Annotated in this window: 15 protein-coding genes; all 15 read left to right on the top strand. The window is 63.6% G+C overall.

All coding sequences use genetic code 11. The annotated features are described in order from the left end of the window. Positions 1-13 precede the first annotated feature (13 nt). Positions 14-232 (top strand): DUF433 domain-containing protein, encoded by a 219-nt coding sequence (locus ABC969_RS12085; RefSeq protein WP_345865258.1) that lies wholly within the window; start codon positions 14-16, stop codon positions 230-232. Between the two features lie 133 nt (positions 233-365). Beyond that, complete coding sequence (locus tag ABC969_RS12080) at positions 366-1,874, top strand: DUF5677 domain-containing protein (RefSeq protein ID WP_345865257.1); 1,509 nt, start codon at positions 366-368, stop codon at positions 1,872-1,874. 227 nt (positions 1,875-2,101) lie between these two features. Continuing rightward, a complete protein-coding gene (locus ABC969_RS12075; protein WP_345865256.1) occupies positions 2,102-3,292 on the top strand; it encodes a hypothetical protein in 1,191 nt (396 codons plus the stop codon). Further along, positions 3,258-3,662 carry a hypothetical protein gene (locus ABC969_RS12070; protein ID WP_345865255.1) on the top strand — a complete coding sequence of 135 codons (405 nt, stop codon included), beginning with the start codon at positions 3,258-3,260 and terminating at the stop codon, positions 3,660-3,662. The genes ABC969_RS12075 and ABC969_RS12070 overlap by 35 nt, the downstream gene beginning before the upstream one ends. A 24-nt stretch (positions 3,663-3,686) precedes the next feature. Next, complete coding sequence (locus ABC969_RS12065) at positions 3,687-3,914, top strand: hypothetical protein (protein ID WP_345865254.1); 228 nt, start codon at positions 3,687-3,689, stop codon at positions 3,912-3,914. Positions 3,915-3,969: 55 nt separating this feature from the next. After that, a complete protein-coding gene (locus ABC969_RS12060) occupies positions 3,970-4,434 on the top strand; it encodes a hypothetical protein (protein WP_345865253.1) in 465 nt (154 codons plus the stop codon). Positions 4,435-4,521: 87 nt separating this feature from the next. Further along, complete coding sequence (locus tag ABC969_RS12055; protein WP_345865252.1) at positions 4,522-7,053, top strand: penicillin-binding protein 1A; 2,532 nt, start codon at positions 4,522-4,524, stop codon at positions 7,051-7,053. A gap of 59 nt (positions 7,054-7,112) precedes the next feature. Then, positions 7,113-8,240 carry a peptide chain release factor 2 gene (gene prfB / locus ABC969_RS12050; protein ID WP_345865251.1) on the top strand — a complete coding sequence of 376 codons (1,128 nt, stop codon included), beginning with the start codon at positions 7,113-7,115 and terminating at the stop codon, positions 8,238-8,240. 47 nt (positions 8,241-8,287) lie between these two features. Continuing rightward, entirely contained in the window at positions 8,288-8,968 is a 681-nt protein-coding gene (locus ABC969_RS12045) for a class I SAM-dependent methyltransferase (protein ID WP_345865250.1), read from the top strand. 123 nt (positions 8,969-9,091) lie between these two features. Then, positions 9,092-9,886: a thymidylate synthase gene (locus ABC969_RS12040; protein WP_345865249.1), complete on the top strand. Its 795-nt coding sequence runs from the start codon at positions 9,092-9,094 to the stop codon at positions 9,884-9,886. Further along, complete coding sequence (locus ABC969_RS12035) at positions 9,883-10,350, top strand: dihydrofolate reductase (RefSeq protein ID WP_345865248.1); 468 nt, start codon at positions 9,883-9,885, stop codon at positions 10,348-10,350. Before ABC969_RS12040 ends, ABC969_RS12035 begins: the two co-directional genes overlap by 4 nt. Positions 10,351-10,399: 49 nt before the next feature. Continuing rightward, positions 10,400-11,329, top strand: a complete 930-nt coding sequence (locus ABC969_RS12030; RefSeq protein ID WP_345865247.1) for a bifunctional riboflavin kinase/FAD synthetase — start codon at positions 10,400-10,402, stop codon at positions 11,327-11,329. A 238-nt stretch (positions 11,330-11,567) separates the two neighbouring features. Then, positions 11,568-14,534: an isoleucine--tRNA ligase gene (locus ABC969_RS12025; protein WP_345865246.1), complete on the top strand. Its 2,967-nt coding sequence runs from the start codon at positions 11,568-11,570 to the stop codon at positions 14,532-14,534. Continuing rightward, the gene (lspA, locus tag ABC969_RS12020; RefSeq protein ID WP_345865245.1) at positions 14,531-15,052 is read left to right on the top strand and encodes a signal peptidase II; all 522 of its coding nucleotides are present in this window, start codon (positions 14,531-14,533) and stop codon (positions 15,050-15,052) included. Before ABC969_RS12025 ends, lspA begins: the two co-directional genes overlap by 4 nt. After that, positions 15,045-15,461 (top strand): DUF3035 domain-containing protein, encoded by a 417-nt coding sequence (locus ABC969_RS12015; protein ID WP_345865244.1) that lies wholly within the window; start codon positions 15,045-15,047, stop codon positions 15,459-15,461. The genes lspA and ABC969_RS12015 overlap by 8 nt, the downstream gene beginning before the upstream one ends. The last annotated feature ends 30 nt before the right edge of the window (positions 15,462-15,491 follow it).

Here is a 15,491-nt window from a genome sequence, read left to right as displayed (position 1 = left end):
GCATGTTGCGCACATGAATTCGCGCATCGTCATCGATCGGGATGTTTGCGGCGGCCGGCCGATCGTCGCCGGCACGCGCATGCGCGTCAGCGACGTGCTCGACGCGCTGGCCTCGCCGGTCAGCATCGACGAGCTGCTGGCCGACTTTCCCTATCTGTCGCGCGAGGACGTCAACGCCTGCCTCGCCTATGCCGCCCGCGCGGTCGATCATAGCGTGGTGCAAGCCGTATGATGCGACGGCGCTAAGCCCAAGGACTTGGTAATCGATCGGGCGGCGAGAAGGTCGCCGAAGGCACGCCCGACCAGGTAAAGTCGCGGCAAGCTTTATCGCGCGGTATTTTGAAGCCTTTGTTGAAAGCGAGATAGTGGCATCAAAGAAGCGGTCCAGCAAACACTCCGGGGCCAGCCTCGATCAGCATCACCGCGAAGGCAAGACGCTGATCCCCCCGTATGCACGCCTGCCCGGAAAGATTGAATTATCTTCGTGGCGCGATGATCGTTTGCCTGAGATGGTATGGGCTACCTTGATATGTGCTCAAAATAAACGTGATAGTTATCTTTCGATATTTCGTGAGCTGGCTGACTCAGCTCACGACAATCAAGATATTAAATGTGATGGCATGGGGCACTCGCGCTTCGCGACGCTTACTGACGTTCAGTTTGATAAATTATTCGATCCGATCTTAAGTAGCAAAGATCGGCTATTTCAGCTAAGTCCGTTGCTATTACTTAAAAACTTGCCCGATCGCGATCACTGGCTTCGCCATCTGCCGATCCTCGAAGAAGAGGAAACGGCTTGGCAGTTGCTTGGAAAGGGGATTGCCGAGAATCTCTGGCATCAATCACAGGCTGCGACTGACATTAGGTGGCTACGGGTAATCTGTTTGATTGCTAGTGGTAAGATGCATTTTGCGGAAACGATGCGTGAGCATTTACGCGAGGTCATGGAATACCCGACGTACGGCGACATGCGTAAAGTAAGACCATCAATCAGGGCCGCAGAAATGGCGTTTGTTGTGCCGGAAGATGGCCCGACGAGTGGGTGGCCCATAGCATTTTGGCAGGAATGTCTCAACAGTACAAAATGCCATCCCGCCCCTTTCCGGAAGCCGAAGGCTATCAAAATAGAGCGGATGGCCGACGAGGCGTTCAAGCTATATGATGCTGTAAGCAATCATTTTTATGATTCACTAAAGACGACGGATATTGATCCGCGCATGGATGGCGTTTTTGGTATGTGTCTATATGCTATTACGCTGCACATTACTTTATTGTCGTCGGGCTCGCATAGAAGGCTTCAGGGAAGATTCTTCATAAGAACAATTGTTGAGATATATGTAACGTTTGCATTCTTGCTCAAAAATGACACCGAGACATTTTGGAAGCGTTATCGCGTTCACGGAAACGGCCAAGCGAAGTTGGCTTTTTTGAAGCTCGTTGATTTGTCCGATAGCGAAGTTCCATCTTACGTTCGTCCGGACGAATTGGAACAGTTGGCCAATGAGGATCGTTGGCAAGAGTTCCTAGAAATTGACTTAGGAAATTGGGCCAAATCAGATCTTCGTAAAATGAGTGAAGAGGCAGGAGTTAAACCGGTCTACGATAAATTTTACGGATGGCCGTCGGGATATGTTCACGGACACTGGGGCGCCGTAAGGGATACTGTTTTTGATCTTTGTCTAAATCCGCTTCATAGATATCACCGTGTTCCTGCTCCGCCAAGGCTGGATATGGGTAGCGTAGCGCCGGATAGTGTTAAGCTGATCAATCTTATTCTCGATCAATTATCTCAAGCTTATCCGCCATTTAAGGCGAGGCTGCGCATAAAGGAGCCGGATACGGTGACGGAAGCCGCGCCGACGTCGGAGAAATGATATCAACTCGATAAGACTGCGGACTTCATTTTCTGGCGGTGCCTCCGGCTGGCGTCGAAGCCCAGCGCCGCGGCAAAGCCGCGTCGTCGGTCGCGGCTTGAGGCCGCGCCGGCCGGCCCCGCCTTTAGCGCTAAATTCGCCCCGCAAATTTATTTGCCGGCGGGGCTGTCCTACAAGCCCCATTCCAGCATATCTAGTTCTCCTTATGTTCTCATGAGGAGGTTCCGATGACCCTGCACATTCCCAGCGACACGTTCCTGCCCGCAGACGAAACGCCGCTCCTGTCCTCGCGCCGCGCCGATGGCTGGTCTGCCGCCAATCAGCGGCTGTTCCTCGAAGGCATTGCCGAGGGCTATGGCATCGAGGTCGCGTGCGGGCGCGTCGGGCTGTCGCCGGCGTCCGCTTATGCCTTCCGCCGCACCGCCAAGGGCGCTGCCTTCGCGCTCGGCTGGCGCGCCGCCACGCTGGTCGCGCGCGATTGCATCGCCGAAACATTGCTGGTCCGCGCGCTGGAAGGGCAGGTGGATACCGTGGTGCGCCCCGATGGCACCAGCGTCACGCGCCACCGCCACGATAATCGCCTCGCTCTGGGGCTGCTCACGCGGCTCGATCGCCAGGTCGAGCAGGCCCCCGATGCCGATGTGAAGGCGGCGCGGCTCGTTGCGCAGGAATTCGATGCCTTTCTCGATCTCGTCGCGCGCGATGATGGCCCGGCGCGCGCCGGGCTGTTCCTCGCCATGCGCAGCGCGAGTCTGTCGGGGGAGGGGGAGGCGCTGGCCGATCTCGCGCCGATCGCCGCGCTCGCTGCCGCCGATCGCCTGGTCCGCACCGGCGTCGCCACTGCCGGCGAAGTGGATATCGCCGATCTCGATCCGCATGATCGTGCGGGGTGGAGTGCGGAGCAATGGGCGCGTGCCGAGGCCGCCGGGCTGCTCGCCTTCGCCGCCCCCACCGATTCCGCGTCCGCGTCTCAACATTGTCAACATTCGCCCGATCCCGACGAGGTGGAGGATCCGGTCTGGTGGGATGAGGAGGATCAGCAATGGCACACCTTCTTCCCCCCGCCCGCGGCGTTTGACGGGCGCGAATATGGCGAATTCGGGCATATCGAATACGAACGCCGGTTGACTGCGGAGGAAGCCGCCTTGGTCGGCGATCCGCTGCATTTCGATGCGCAGCAATGCGCCGAGCTGGCCGAGCGCCGCGATCTGTTCTTCAGCGATATGGATGCCGCGCGCCAGGCCCTGTTCGGTGGTACTGCGCTTACCGCCGCCGCGCCCGCCGCGCCCGCCGCGCCCGCCGCGCCATCCGCATCCCCGCCCGCCGGAACGCTGGCGCTGCCCGCTGGTTACGCTTCCGACGATCCATTCAAGGGAAGCACCAATGGCCAAGCATACCAAGCATCCGCGCCCGGCTGATACCAGCGCCACCGACACCCGCGCCGACGCGCGCGGCGCATCGCCCCGGCCCGCCCGCTCGCGCGGCGCCACCGCTCTGTCGATCGGCGCGGTCGTGCTCACCATCGGCGCGGCGGTCGCCGGCTTCCTCTCGCGCCGCCGCATCGCCGATCTGGTCGCACCGGGCTCGGCCGAGCATCAGGCGCCCGATCTCGCGCTGGATCAGCCGCACAATGATGGCTCGGTGCGCGCGCCGGTCGATTTCCGGCCCGATATGGATGCGCCGATGTCGGCGGCCGAGCGCGAGGCGCTGCGCCCCGCCACCGGCCCCGCGCCCAGCCTGGTCGCCGATCGTGGCGAGATGAACAGCCAGACCGGCGCGGATAATTGAGCGGCCGATACCGGAGGAATGAGCATGACGCAGGACAAGCCGACGACCACGCAGCCGTCGCCCAACATCTCCACCGGGAATCATGCCGGCGAGGACAGCGCCAACGCGCCCACCACCACGCAGCCCGCGCCCAATATCTCCACCGAGCATCAGGCGCCGGGCGATGCGCGTCGCCCCGGCGATCAGCTCGATCGACAGCAGGATGATACCGGCGAGCAGCAGCGCAAATCGTCCCTAACAAAAGGCGATTGATGGAACGAAGTGTCGGCACGCTGCATTGGGCTGGTATTCAACAGGGAGATGCCAGATGCGCGCACTTACACTCGGTCTGATCGCCGCTTCGACCATGGTCGCCGGCTGCAGTACATATGATCAGGGCGGCCGCCCCGGTTATGCCGGCGCCGGCGATTATAGCCGTTATGATTATAACAATCCGGATCCCGCTTATGGCGGTTACGATGCCGGGCGTTACTATCGCGAGGATAACCGCCGCTATCGTGAGCGTCAGCTCTCGGCCAACGATCGCGTCTATCGCGGTAACGATGGCCGCTATTATTGCCGTCGTGACGATGGCACGACCGGGCTGATCGTCGGCGGTCTCGCCGGTGGTGCGCTGGGTGCGGTGATCGCGCCGGGTGGTTCGGGTCTGCTGGGGGCCGTGATCGGCGCGGCCGGCGGTGCCCTGGCTGGCCAGGCGATCGACAAGAGCGGCAACAACAACAACAACAATCGTCGCGGTAACCGCGGCAACACCGCGGCCCGCTGCCGCTAAGCTGCCGGACGGGCGGGGTCGTCGGCCCCGCCCGCCGTTTAGCCTAGGCTGGCAAGCGGCGAGAAAGTTGCTAGAGGCTGGGGTCACATGGTTGCCCCAGACTCCCCGCCCGTCGCTTTCCGCCTCCGTCGCGATGTCGATGGCGGCGATACTGTCCTCCGCCGCTGGTGGGGGCGCTGGTGGGTCAAGGCGCTCGTCGTCCTCGCCGCGCTGGGCGGTATCGGGCTGCTGCTGATCTGGCTGCTGGTGGCGCGCGATCTGCCCTCGGTCGATAAATTGCGCGCCTACGAACCGCCCTTGCCGACCAACGTCCGCGGCATCGATGGCGATCCGATCTACAGCTACGCCCGCGAGCGCCGCGTCGAATTGAGCTACGCCGAATATCCCAAATTGCTCGTCCACGCCTTCATCGCCGCCGAAGACAAGACGTTTTTCCAGCATCACGGCGTCGATTATCCCGGCATCGCCGCGGCGTTGGTCAACAATCTGCGCAGCAACCGCCGCCCGGTCGGCGCCTCGACGATCACCCAGCAGGTCGCCAAGAACCTGCTGATCGGCAATGAAACCAGTTATATGCGCAAAGCCAAGGAAGCGATCCTGGCCTACCGCATCGAAGATACGCTGACCAAGCCGCAGATCCTCGAGCTGTACCTCAATCAGATCGCTTTGGGCCGCAACGCGTTCGGCGTCGCCGCGGCGAGCTATGCCTATTTCGGCAAGGATCTGAAGGATCTGGATCTGGCGCAGCTGGCCTATCTCGCCATTCTGCCCAAGGGCCCGGCCAATTACGATCCGATCCGCAACACCGATCGGGCGCTCGCCCGCCGCAATTATGTCCTCGGCGAGATGCTCAAGAACGGCTTCATCACCCAAAGCCAATATGCCGCGGCCAATGCCGAGCCGCTCGGCACCGTGCCTCGCCAGACGCCCAAGGCGCAGGTTGCCGGTTCGGGCTATTTCGTCGAGGAAGTCCGCCGCCAGCTGATCGACAAGTTCGGCGAGGATGCGCAGGGCGGGCCGTACAGCGTCTATGCCGGTGGCCTGTGGGTGCGCACCTCGTTTGACGAGAAGCAGCAGAATTTCGCCCAGGAAGCGCTGCGGGATGGCTTGCTCCGCTTCGAGCGCGGCCGCGGCTGGTCCGGTCCGCTGCTGCACGTCGACATTGCCGGTGACAATTGGCAATCGGCGATGCTCAACACCAATGTCGGGCTCGACTATCGGGACTGGCGCCCGGCGATCGTCATCGCCACCGGTTCGAGTGCGGCGACGCTCGGTTTCTCCAACGGCGAGACCGGCGAACTGCCCCGCTCATCGGCGCAAATGCCCCCCCGCGGGCAGGGCGGTACCGCGTTCAACGCGCTGAAGGTCGGCGACATCATCGCCGTGGCGCCGGAGGGTGGCAGTTTCGCCCTGCGCAGCGTGCCCAAGATCTCCGGCGCCTTCGTCGTCGAGGAGCCGGCGACGGGCCGGGTGCTGGCGATGCAGGGTGGGTTCGATGCCCGCATCCAGGCGTTCAACCGCGCCACCCAAGCGCAGCGCCAGCCCGGCTCGACGATCAAGCCGATCGTCTATGCCGCTGCGCTCGCCAATGGCATGACGCCCGCTTCGATCATCGTCGATGGTCCGTTCTGCGTCTATCAAGGCGCCCGGCTGGGCCAGAAATGTTTCCGCAATTTCAGCGGCGGTGGCGCCGGGCCGCACACCATGCGCTGGGGCGTCGAGCAATCGCGTAACCTGATGACGGTGCGCGCCGCCAGCCAGACCGGCATAGACAAGGTCGTCGGGCTGATGGATCAGATCGGCGTCGGCAAATATCCCGCCTATCTCTCTTTCGCTTTGGGTGCCGGCGAAACCACCGTGTCACGCATGGTCAACGCTTACGCCATCCTCGCCAATCAAGGCCGCGCGCATCCGTCGACGTTGATCGACTTTGTGCAGGATCGTCACGGCACGGTCGTATGGCCGGAGAATTGGCGTGCCTGCGATGGCTGCAACGCGCCCGACTGGAACGGCAAGGCGATGCCGCGCCCGGTGATCCGCGGCAAGCAGGTGCTCGATGCGATCAGCGCGTACCAGATGGTGCATATCGCAGAGGGCGTGATCCAGCGCGGCACCGCCACCGTGCTGCGCGATCTCGATCGCCCGATGTTCGGAAAGACCGGCACCAATTCCGGGCCGACGGACGTATGGTTCATTGGCGGCACGCCGCAGATGATCGCTGGCGTCTATATTGGTTATGATACGCCGCGGAAGCTTGGCAGTGCGGTGCAGGGCGGCACGGTCGCTGCGCCGATCTTTAAGCAGTGGGCTGTCAAAGCCTATGAAGGCATGGATAAATTGCCGTTTCGTGCGCCCGAAGGCGTGCGCATGGTGCGGATCGATCGCGCCAGCGGCAAGCCCGTATACGGCACATGGCCCGGCACCGATCCTAAGGCCGCCGTGATCTGGGAAGCGTTCAAGCCAGAAAGCGAACCGCGCCGCGCAATCCGCCGGGCAGGGGTCGTGGCCGATCCCGCAATTGCCGCCGCTGCCGCCAAGGCACGTGCCGCCCGCGCTCAGCAGCGGGCCGAGCAACGCGTCGACAGCGATTTCTTGCAGAGAGAGGGCGGAATCTACTAGTCGCCCTATATTGCGATAGCCGGCGGGTCCGGCTCCCCTATCCATCCGGAGTTACCACCATGCGCGCCGAAGCGCAGGCACATGTCGAAACGATCAACGCCGCGCTGGCTCTGTTGCGCCGTTCCCTCGATTGGGACCGCGCGCTGCGCCGGCTCGACGAGTTGAACGCGCGCGTCGAAGATCAGTCGCTCTGGAACGATCCCAAGGCCGCGCAGGACGTGATGCGCGAACGTCGCCGGCTGGACGAGGCGATCACCGCCACGCGCAACATCGAACGCGAACTGAGCGACAATGTCGAGCTGATCGAGATGGCCGAGGCCGAGGGCGATACCGAGATGGAGACGGAAGGCGTCGCCGCGCTCGCGGAGCTCGCCGAACGCTCGGACCGCGATAAGGTCACGGCGCTGCTCTCCGGCGAGGCCGATGCCAATGATACCTATGTCGAGATCAATTCCGGCGCCGGCGGCACGGAGAGCCAGGATTGGGCCGGCATGCTGCTGCGCATGTATACGCGCTGGGCCGAGCGACATGGCTACAAGGTCGATTTGATCGATTACCATGCGGGCGAGCAGGCCGGGATCAAATCGGCGACGCTGCTGGTCAAGGGCGAGAATGCGTATGGCTATGCGAAGACGGAAAGCGGCGTGCACCGTCTCGTGCGCATTTCGCCCTACGACAGCGCGGCGCGTCGCCACACGTCGTTCTCGAGCGTGTGGGTCTATCCGGTGATCGATGACGACATCAACGTCGAGTATAATGAAAGCGACCTGCGCATCGACACGTACCGCGCAAGCGGCGCTGGCGGTCAGCACATCAACACCACCGATTCCGCTGTGCGGATCACGCATATACCGACCGGAATCGTCGTCCAGTGCCAGAACCAGCGCTCGCAGCACAAGAACAAGGCCGAAGCCTACAATCAGCTTCGCGCCCGCTTGTACGAACGTGAGTTATCGATCCGCGAAGAAGCGGCCAATGTCGAGAATGCCAGCAAGACCGACATCGGTTGGGGCCACCAGATCCGATCCTACGTTCTCCAGCCTTATCAGCTGGTCAAGGATCTGCGTACTGGCACGACCTCTACCGCGCCCGCGGACGTGCTCGACGGGGCGCTTGATCCGTTTATGGCCGCCGCGCTGTCGCAGCGCGTGACGGGCGAGGCGGTTGAGGTAGAGGACGTCGATTGAGGCGTGGGCGCGGTCATCTTCCGACCCTGGTGGTCGTGGGTTTGCTGATGTTGGCCGCGTGCGAAGCCGCGCCCAGTGCGCCCAAACCGCCGGAGGAAAGGATTGCCGCCTTTCCGGCCGCGGATCGCCCGGTTGCGACGATCGTGTCGTCGCGCTGGTCGACCGAGGAAGCACGTGACCGGCTGAACGAAGCGGGGCGGGTGATGGACAAATCGGGCATCAAGCCCGGGATGACCGTCGCCGATATCGGCTCGGGCGAAGGCTATTACACCATCCGCCTGGCCCAGCGTGTCGGCAAGGACGGTCGCGTGCTGGCCGAGGATATCGTGGAGGACGTGCGCGATGCCCTCGCCGAGCGCGTTGCGCGCGAGCGGCTGGACAATGTCAGCGTGCGACTCGGCACCCCGTCTGATCCGAAATTGCCCGATGCGAGCTTCGATCGGATCTTTATGGTGCATATGTATCACGAGATCGCCGAGCCCTACGAGTTCCTTTGGCGCATGCGCCCGTCGTTGCGCCGCGACGGCACCGTCGTGGTGGTCGACGCCAATCGCCCGACGCGCGATCACGGCACGCCTCCGGCGCTGCTGAAATGCGAATTCGCGCGCGTCGGTTACACCCAAGTATCAATGGAGGAGATGCCGAGCGTCGGCGGCTATCTCGCAACGTTCCGCGCCGAGGGGCCACGGCCCGATCCCAAAACGATCAGGCCCTGCCGTTTGCGATAAGGCACCGGGCGTCGCGGACGCAGCACGGCTTGGGAAGCACAGGGATCCTACAGTGTAGGCGATTCGATCCCGCAGGATCGCGGGACCCTTGGCGTGCTGCATTGCCCCGGCTAAGCTCGGTCAATGCAGGCATATCTCGATCTCATGCGCCGTGTACTCGACACCGGCGCCGACCAAATGGACCGTACCGGTACAGGCACGCTCAGCGTGTTCGGCGCGCAAATGCGCTTCGATCTGGCCAAGGGTTTTCCCGTCCTCACCACCAAGAAGCTGCATTTGCGTTCGATCATCGTCGAGCTGTTATGGTTCCTGCGCGGCGACACCAATGTGCAGTGGTTGCAGGAGCGCAACGTGCGCATCTGGGACGAATGGGCCGATGCCAAGGGCGATCTCGGCCCGGTCTATGGCAAGCAATGGCGTGATTGGGTCACTGCCGATGGCCGGCAGATCGATCAGATCAAGGAATTGGTCGAGCAGATCAAAGCCAACCCGGCTTCGCGGCGGCAGATTGTAACGGCCTGGAATCCCGGCGATTTGCACGCGATGGCGCTGGCGCCGTGCCATTGTCTGTTCCAGACCTATGTCGCGAACGGCAAGCTGTCGCTGCAACTCTACCAACGCAGTGCGGACATTTTCCTCGGCGTGCCTTTCAATATCGCGAGCTATGCGCTGCTGACGCACATGCTGGCGCAGCAGTGCGGGCTGGAGGTCGGCGAGTTCATCTGGACTGGCGGCGATTGCCACCTGTATTCCAACCATCTGGCGCAGGCGCGCGAGCAACTGACGCGCACGCCGACCGCGCTGCCGCGGCTGGAAATCCGGCGCGATCCGGGCGCGATCGATGCCTATGAGTATGAGGATTTCGCGCTGACGGGTTATGAGGCGCAGCCGCATATCAAGGCGGCGGTGGCGGTGTGATCACGCTGTATCTCGCGCGCGCCGATAACGGGGTGATCGGCAAAGACGGCAAAATGCCGTGGCATCTGCCCGCCGATCTCAAGCGCTTCAAGGCGCGGACCATGGGCAAGCCGATGATCATGGGGCGTAAGACGTTTGAGAGTTTCCCCAGTCCGTTGCCGGGACGGCGGCATATCGTGTTGACGCGCGATGCGGGCTGGTCGGCGCCAGTGGCGGAGGTGGCGCATTCGGTGAACGAGGCGCTCGCGCTGGCTGGGCCGGGCGATGTCGCGGTGATCGGGGGGGCAGAGATTTATGCGCTGTTGGTTGATCGCGCGGATGCGGTGGAGCTGACGGAAATCCATGTGACGCCCGAGGGGGATGCCCACGTGCCTGCGTTTGCTGGCTGGCGGGAAACGGCGCGGGAAAATTTTGCCGCGGAGGGCGCGCGGCCGGCGTATAGCTTCGTGACGTTGGTGCGCTGAGTGCTTGAGAAGTCTGGCGCCGCTTTCAACTGGCCCCTATAGCCGCCCCATGCAGCGGCTGGAGGGCGGCGCTATCATTCCTGCGGCGCTGGCCGGCGGGATTGTCGCGCTGGGTAATTTCGACGGATTTCATCTTGGCCACCAGGCGGTGATCGGGGCCGCGGTGGCCCGCGCCCGGGCCGAGGGGCGGCCCGCGCTGGTGGCGACGTTCGACCCGCACCCGGTGCGCTATTTCCAGCCCGATACGCGCCCCTTCCGGCTGACCACGCTCGATCAGCGCGAGGAATTGTTTGTGGCAGCGGGCGCGGATGCGATGGTCGTGTTCAGCTTCGATGCCGTGCTCGCCAGTCTGACGGCGGCAGAATTTGTCCAGCAACGCCTGGTTGATGGCCTGGCGATCGGCGGGGTTGTGACGGGCGAGGATTTCACCTTTGGCAAATCCAAGGCCGGCAATGTCCGGGTGATGGCGGAGTTCGGCGCGGCGTTGCGCTTTTCGGTCGAGACTGTCGGCGCGGTGGCGCTGGACGGAGTACCCGTCTCGTCGAGCCGGATTCGCGACGCACTGATCGCCGGCGATCCACGCGAGGCGGCACGGCTGCTAACGCGGCCATTCGCAATCCGCGGTGTCGTGCAACATGGCGACAAGCTCGGCCGTACGATCGGCTATCCCACCGCCAATGTCGACATGGGCAAGTATCTTCGCCCCGCATACGGCATTTATGCGGTGCGCGGGCGGCTTCCCGACGGGGGCGTGCTGCACGGTGCAGCCAATCTGGGCATCCGCCCGACGTTCGATCCGCCCAAGGAATTGCTCGAGCCGTATTTCTTCGATTTTGCCGAAGACCTGTATGGGCAGGAGATCGAGGTCGAACTGATCGAGTATCTGCGACCCGAGGCGAAGTTCGATAGCCTGGACGCGCTGACCGCGCAGATGGACGCCGACTGCGCCCGCGCGCGGCTGCTGCTGGCGGCGGCATAGACAAGGGCTTTCACGCGAAGGCGCGCACCATGAGCTTCGCGCCTTCGCGTGAACCACCTTGTTTAGGCATATTATGGTTCGCGCAGAGGCGCAGAGGACGCGGAGCTAGAAGGAGAAGCGGCGGTCGTCGTCATTTCCCTCTATGTTCTCCGCGCCTCTGCGCGCGCCAATCTTCCTTTCACAAGCCCGCACGAACGCCGTTTGTGTCCGGCCCCGCCTCCCGCTAAAGCCCGGCGCTATGACCGATACAGCGCCCGACTACCGCGATACCGTCTTCCTGCCGAAGACCGACTTCCCGATGAAGGCCGGCCTCGCCGCCAAAGAGCCGGAAATTCTCGCGCGGTGGGGAAAACTCGGCCTGTATGATCGCCTGCGCGAGCAGCGCCAGGGGCGCGAGCGCTTCATCCTGCATGACGGCCCGCCCTATGCCAATGGCGACATCCATATGGGCCATGCGATGAACAAGGTGCTGAAGGACATCATCGTCCGCAGCCAGTCACTGCTGGGCAAGGATGCGCCGTACGTGCCGGGCTGGGACTGCCACGGCCTGCCGATCGAATGGAAGGTCGAGGAAGCGTATCGCGCCAAGAAGCTCAACAAGGACGAGGTGCCGGTCGCGCAGTTCCGCGCCGAATGCCGCGCCTATGCCGAGAAATGGGTCGCGGTGCAGCGCGCGCAGTTCGAGCGGCTGGGCGTGATGGGTGACTGGGCCGATCCGTATCTGACTATGAAGTTCGACGCAGAAGCGGCGATCGTCGGCGAACTGCTCAAGTTCGCCGAGAGCGGCCAGCTCTATCGCGGCGCCAAGCCGGTGATGTGGTCGCCGGTCGAGAAGACCGCGCTGGCCGAGGCCGAGGTGGAGTATGAGGAGGTGGTGTCGACGCAGATCGACGTGGCGTTCGAGATCGTCGACGCGCCGAACGCGCCGGAACTGGTCGGCGCGCATGCCGTGATCTGGACGACCACGCCATGGACGATCCCGGTCAACCAGGCGCTGAGCTATGGGCCGGAGATCGAGTATGTTCTCCTGTCGGAGGGCGACCGCCGATTTCTGATCGCGGAATCGCTTATCGACACTTTCTATTTCCGGGTTTTTGCCTCCCGTCATCCCGGCGAAGGCCGGGATCCACTCACCCCCTTGGGCGAACGCGGCTTGGTGGATCCCGGCCTTCGCCGGGATGACGACGGCGATGCAGCCGGTCGGGGTGCGACCCTCTGGCGCGGCAAAGGCGCGCAACTCGAAGGTGCCACCGCGCGCCACCCGATGCACGCGCTCGGCGGCTTCTTTGCGAAACCCCGCCCGTTCCTGCCGGGCGATTTCGTCACCACCGATGCCGGCACCGGGCTCGTCCACATGTCGCCCGACCACGGCGAGGACGATTTCCTGCTGTGCAAGCAATATGGCCTGGATCCGGTGTTCGCGGTCGATGGCGCGGGCATGTACCGCGCCGACTGGGCGTGGCTCGGCGGGCAGGGGAGCGTGATCAACAAGAAGTTCGTGTCCGCCGATGGCCCGATCTGTGCTGATCTGCGCGCGGCGGGCGCATTGCTCGCCGCGAGCGACGATTTCGCGCATTCCTATCCGCATTCGTGGCGCTCGAAGGCGAAGGTGATTTTCCGCGCGACGCCGCAATGGTTCATCCCGATGGATCGTGAACAATCCCCCTCCCGCTCGCGGGAGGGGCTAGGGGAGGGCGTGTCCGCGGATGCAGCGCTCGCCGTGACAAGCCCTCCCCCAACCCCTCCCGCAAGCGGGAGGGGAGATAATGGCGCCACCCTGCGCGAAATCGCGCTTGATTCCATCGCGCGCACCCGCTGGGTGCCGGCCCGCGCGGAAAACCGTATCCGCGCGATGGTCGAAGGCCGCCCGGACTGGGTAATCAGCCGTCAGCGCGCCTGGGGCGTGCCGATCGCGCTCTACGTCAATCGCGCGACGGGCGAGTATCTTAACGACGCGCACGTCAACGCGCGCATCCTCGCGGCCTTCAAGGAAGCCGGTGCCGACGCCTGGTTCGCCGCCGATCACCAGGCGCTGCTCGGCGCGGACCATAATCTCGCCGATTACGAGGTGATCAACGACATCCTCGACGTGTGGTTCGACAGCGGCAGCACACATGCCTTCGTGATCGAGGCGCGCTACGGCGAGGGCACGCGTGCCAACCTCTATCTCGAAGGCTCGGATCAGCATCGCGGCTGGTTCCAGTCCTCGCTGCTGGAAAGCAGCGGCACGCGTGGCCGTGCGCCCTATGACGCCGTCCTCACGCACGGCTTCGCGCTCGACCAGACCGGGCGCAAGATGTCCAAGTCGCTCGGCAACGTCGTCGATCCGCTCAAGATCATCCAGGAATCGGGCGCGGACATCCTGCGCATGTGGGTCGCCTCGACCGACTATTTCGACGATGTGAAGATCGGCAAGGAAGTGCTCAGCACGGCCAGCGACGCGTATCGCAAGCTGCGCAACACGTTCCGCTATCTGCTCGGTGCGCTCGACGGGTTCACCGATGCCGAAAAGGTGCCGGTGCGCGAAATGCCCGAGCTGGAGCGCTATGTGCTGCACCGCCTTGGCATGATCGATGTCGAGCTCAAGGCGGCGGCGGAAGGCTATGAGTTCAACCGCTATCTGCGCCTGCTGACCGATTTCGCGCAGGAGGATCTCTCCGCCTTCTTCTTCGATATCCGCAAGGATTCGCTCTATTGCGACGCCCCCACGGACATTAAACGCCGCAGCTACCGCACGGTGCTCGACATCCTGTTCCACGCATTGGTGCGCTATGCCGCCCCGATCCTGTGCTTCACCGCCGAGGAAGTGTGGCAGGTGCGCTTCCCATCGGAAGACGGTTCGGTCCATTATCTCGAATGGCCCGAATTGCCCGCTTTGCCGGGCGACGATGCCGCCTCGACCGAGTGGAGCGATGTCCGCGCGCTGCGCGTGCAGGTGACGGAGGCAATCGAGCCGCTGCGCCGCGAGAAGCGCATCCGTTCCAGCCTGGAAGCCGAGGTGACGGTGCCCGAGGCGTTACTGTCGCCCGCCGCGCTTGCCGAGTTGTTCATCGTGGCGAAAGTCACGGAGGGCGATGGGATTACGGTGACTCCAAGCGATTATCATAAATGCGGTCGCTGCTGGCGCTTGCTGCCCGAAGTGACGGACGATGGCGCGCTGTGCGACCGTTGCGCCGAAGTCGTGCAGCCGGGGGTAGTGGCATGAGCCGCGTCGCGGCTGGCGGGTTCGTCACCGCCGCTGCCGTTTTCCTGATCGATCAGGCGGTGAAATTGTGGGTCACCGTTTCGCTCGGCATCGATCATCTTGGGGCGTATCGCGAAATCGTGTCGTTCTTCGACCTGCGCTTCGTGCCCAATATCGGCGTGTCGCTAGGGCTGTTGCCGGCGGGCAGCGATGCCATGCGCTGGGGCATTGTCGCGCTGACCGCGGCGATCGCTTTGGGCGTCGCGGTGTGGATGACGCGCGAGGCCAACCGGTATGATCGCCTGGCGCTGGGGCTAGTGTTTGGGGGGGCGATCGGCAACATCCTGGACCGCATTCGGCTCGGTTACGTGATCGATTTCGCCGATCTGCATATCGGCACGTGGCGGCCGTTTTTGGTATTCAATGTCGCCGATGCGGCGATTACGATAGGCGTGCTTGTCTTGCTCGTCCGCGCGCTTCTGATACGGGACAAGAAGACGGATGCCGCCCAGGCACCAGTGGAGAATTCGAATGCGTAAGTTGGTGTCGATCGCCGCCGCGAGTGTCGTGGTGATGAGTCTCTCGGCCTGTGGCAAAAGCGGCTATGATCGCGCCCGTCCGGACGAATTCGCCGTCGCGCGCCAGGCGCCACTCGTGATCCCGCCCGATTTCTCGCTCGTGCCGCCCAAGCCCGGCGCGGCACCAACTTCGGCCGGCAACCCTAACGCGCAGGCGCTCGACGCGCTGTTCGGCGGCACGGCGGCGCGCAGCGCCTCGGAAAGCGCGACGCTGACCGCGGCGGGGACCGACACCGCGGCGGATGGCATCCGCTCGGATGTCGGCGATCCCGATACCGCAGTGGTCGACAAGGCTGGCACGACGCGCGACATCGTCGCAGCGCCGGAAGGCGATGGCCAGGACGCGCGCGCGACCACGCCGCAGAATTAAGGCTGTTCCCCTGCGCAAGCGGGGGCAGGT

Origin of the sequence: Sphingomonas qilianensis, from assembly GCF_039614825.1 — a bacterium.
Classification (GTDB): Bacteria; Pseudomonadota; Alphaproteobacteria; order Sphingomonadales; family Sphingomonadaceae; genus Sphingomonas; species Sphingomonas qilianensis.
This window is presented reverse-complemented; position numbering and strand designations above follow the sequence as displayed.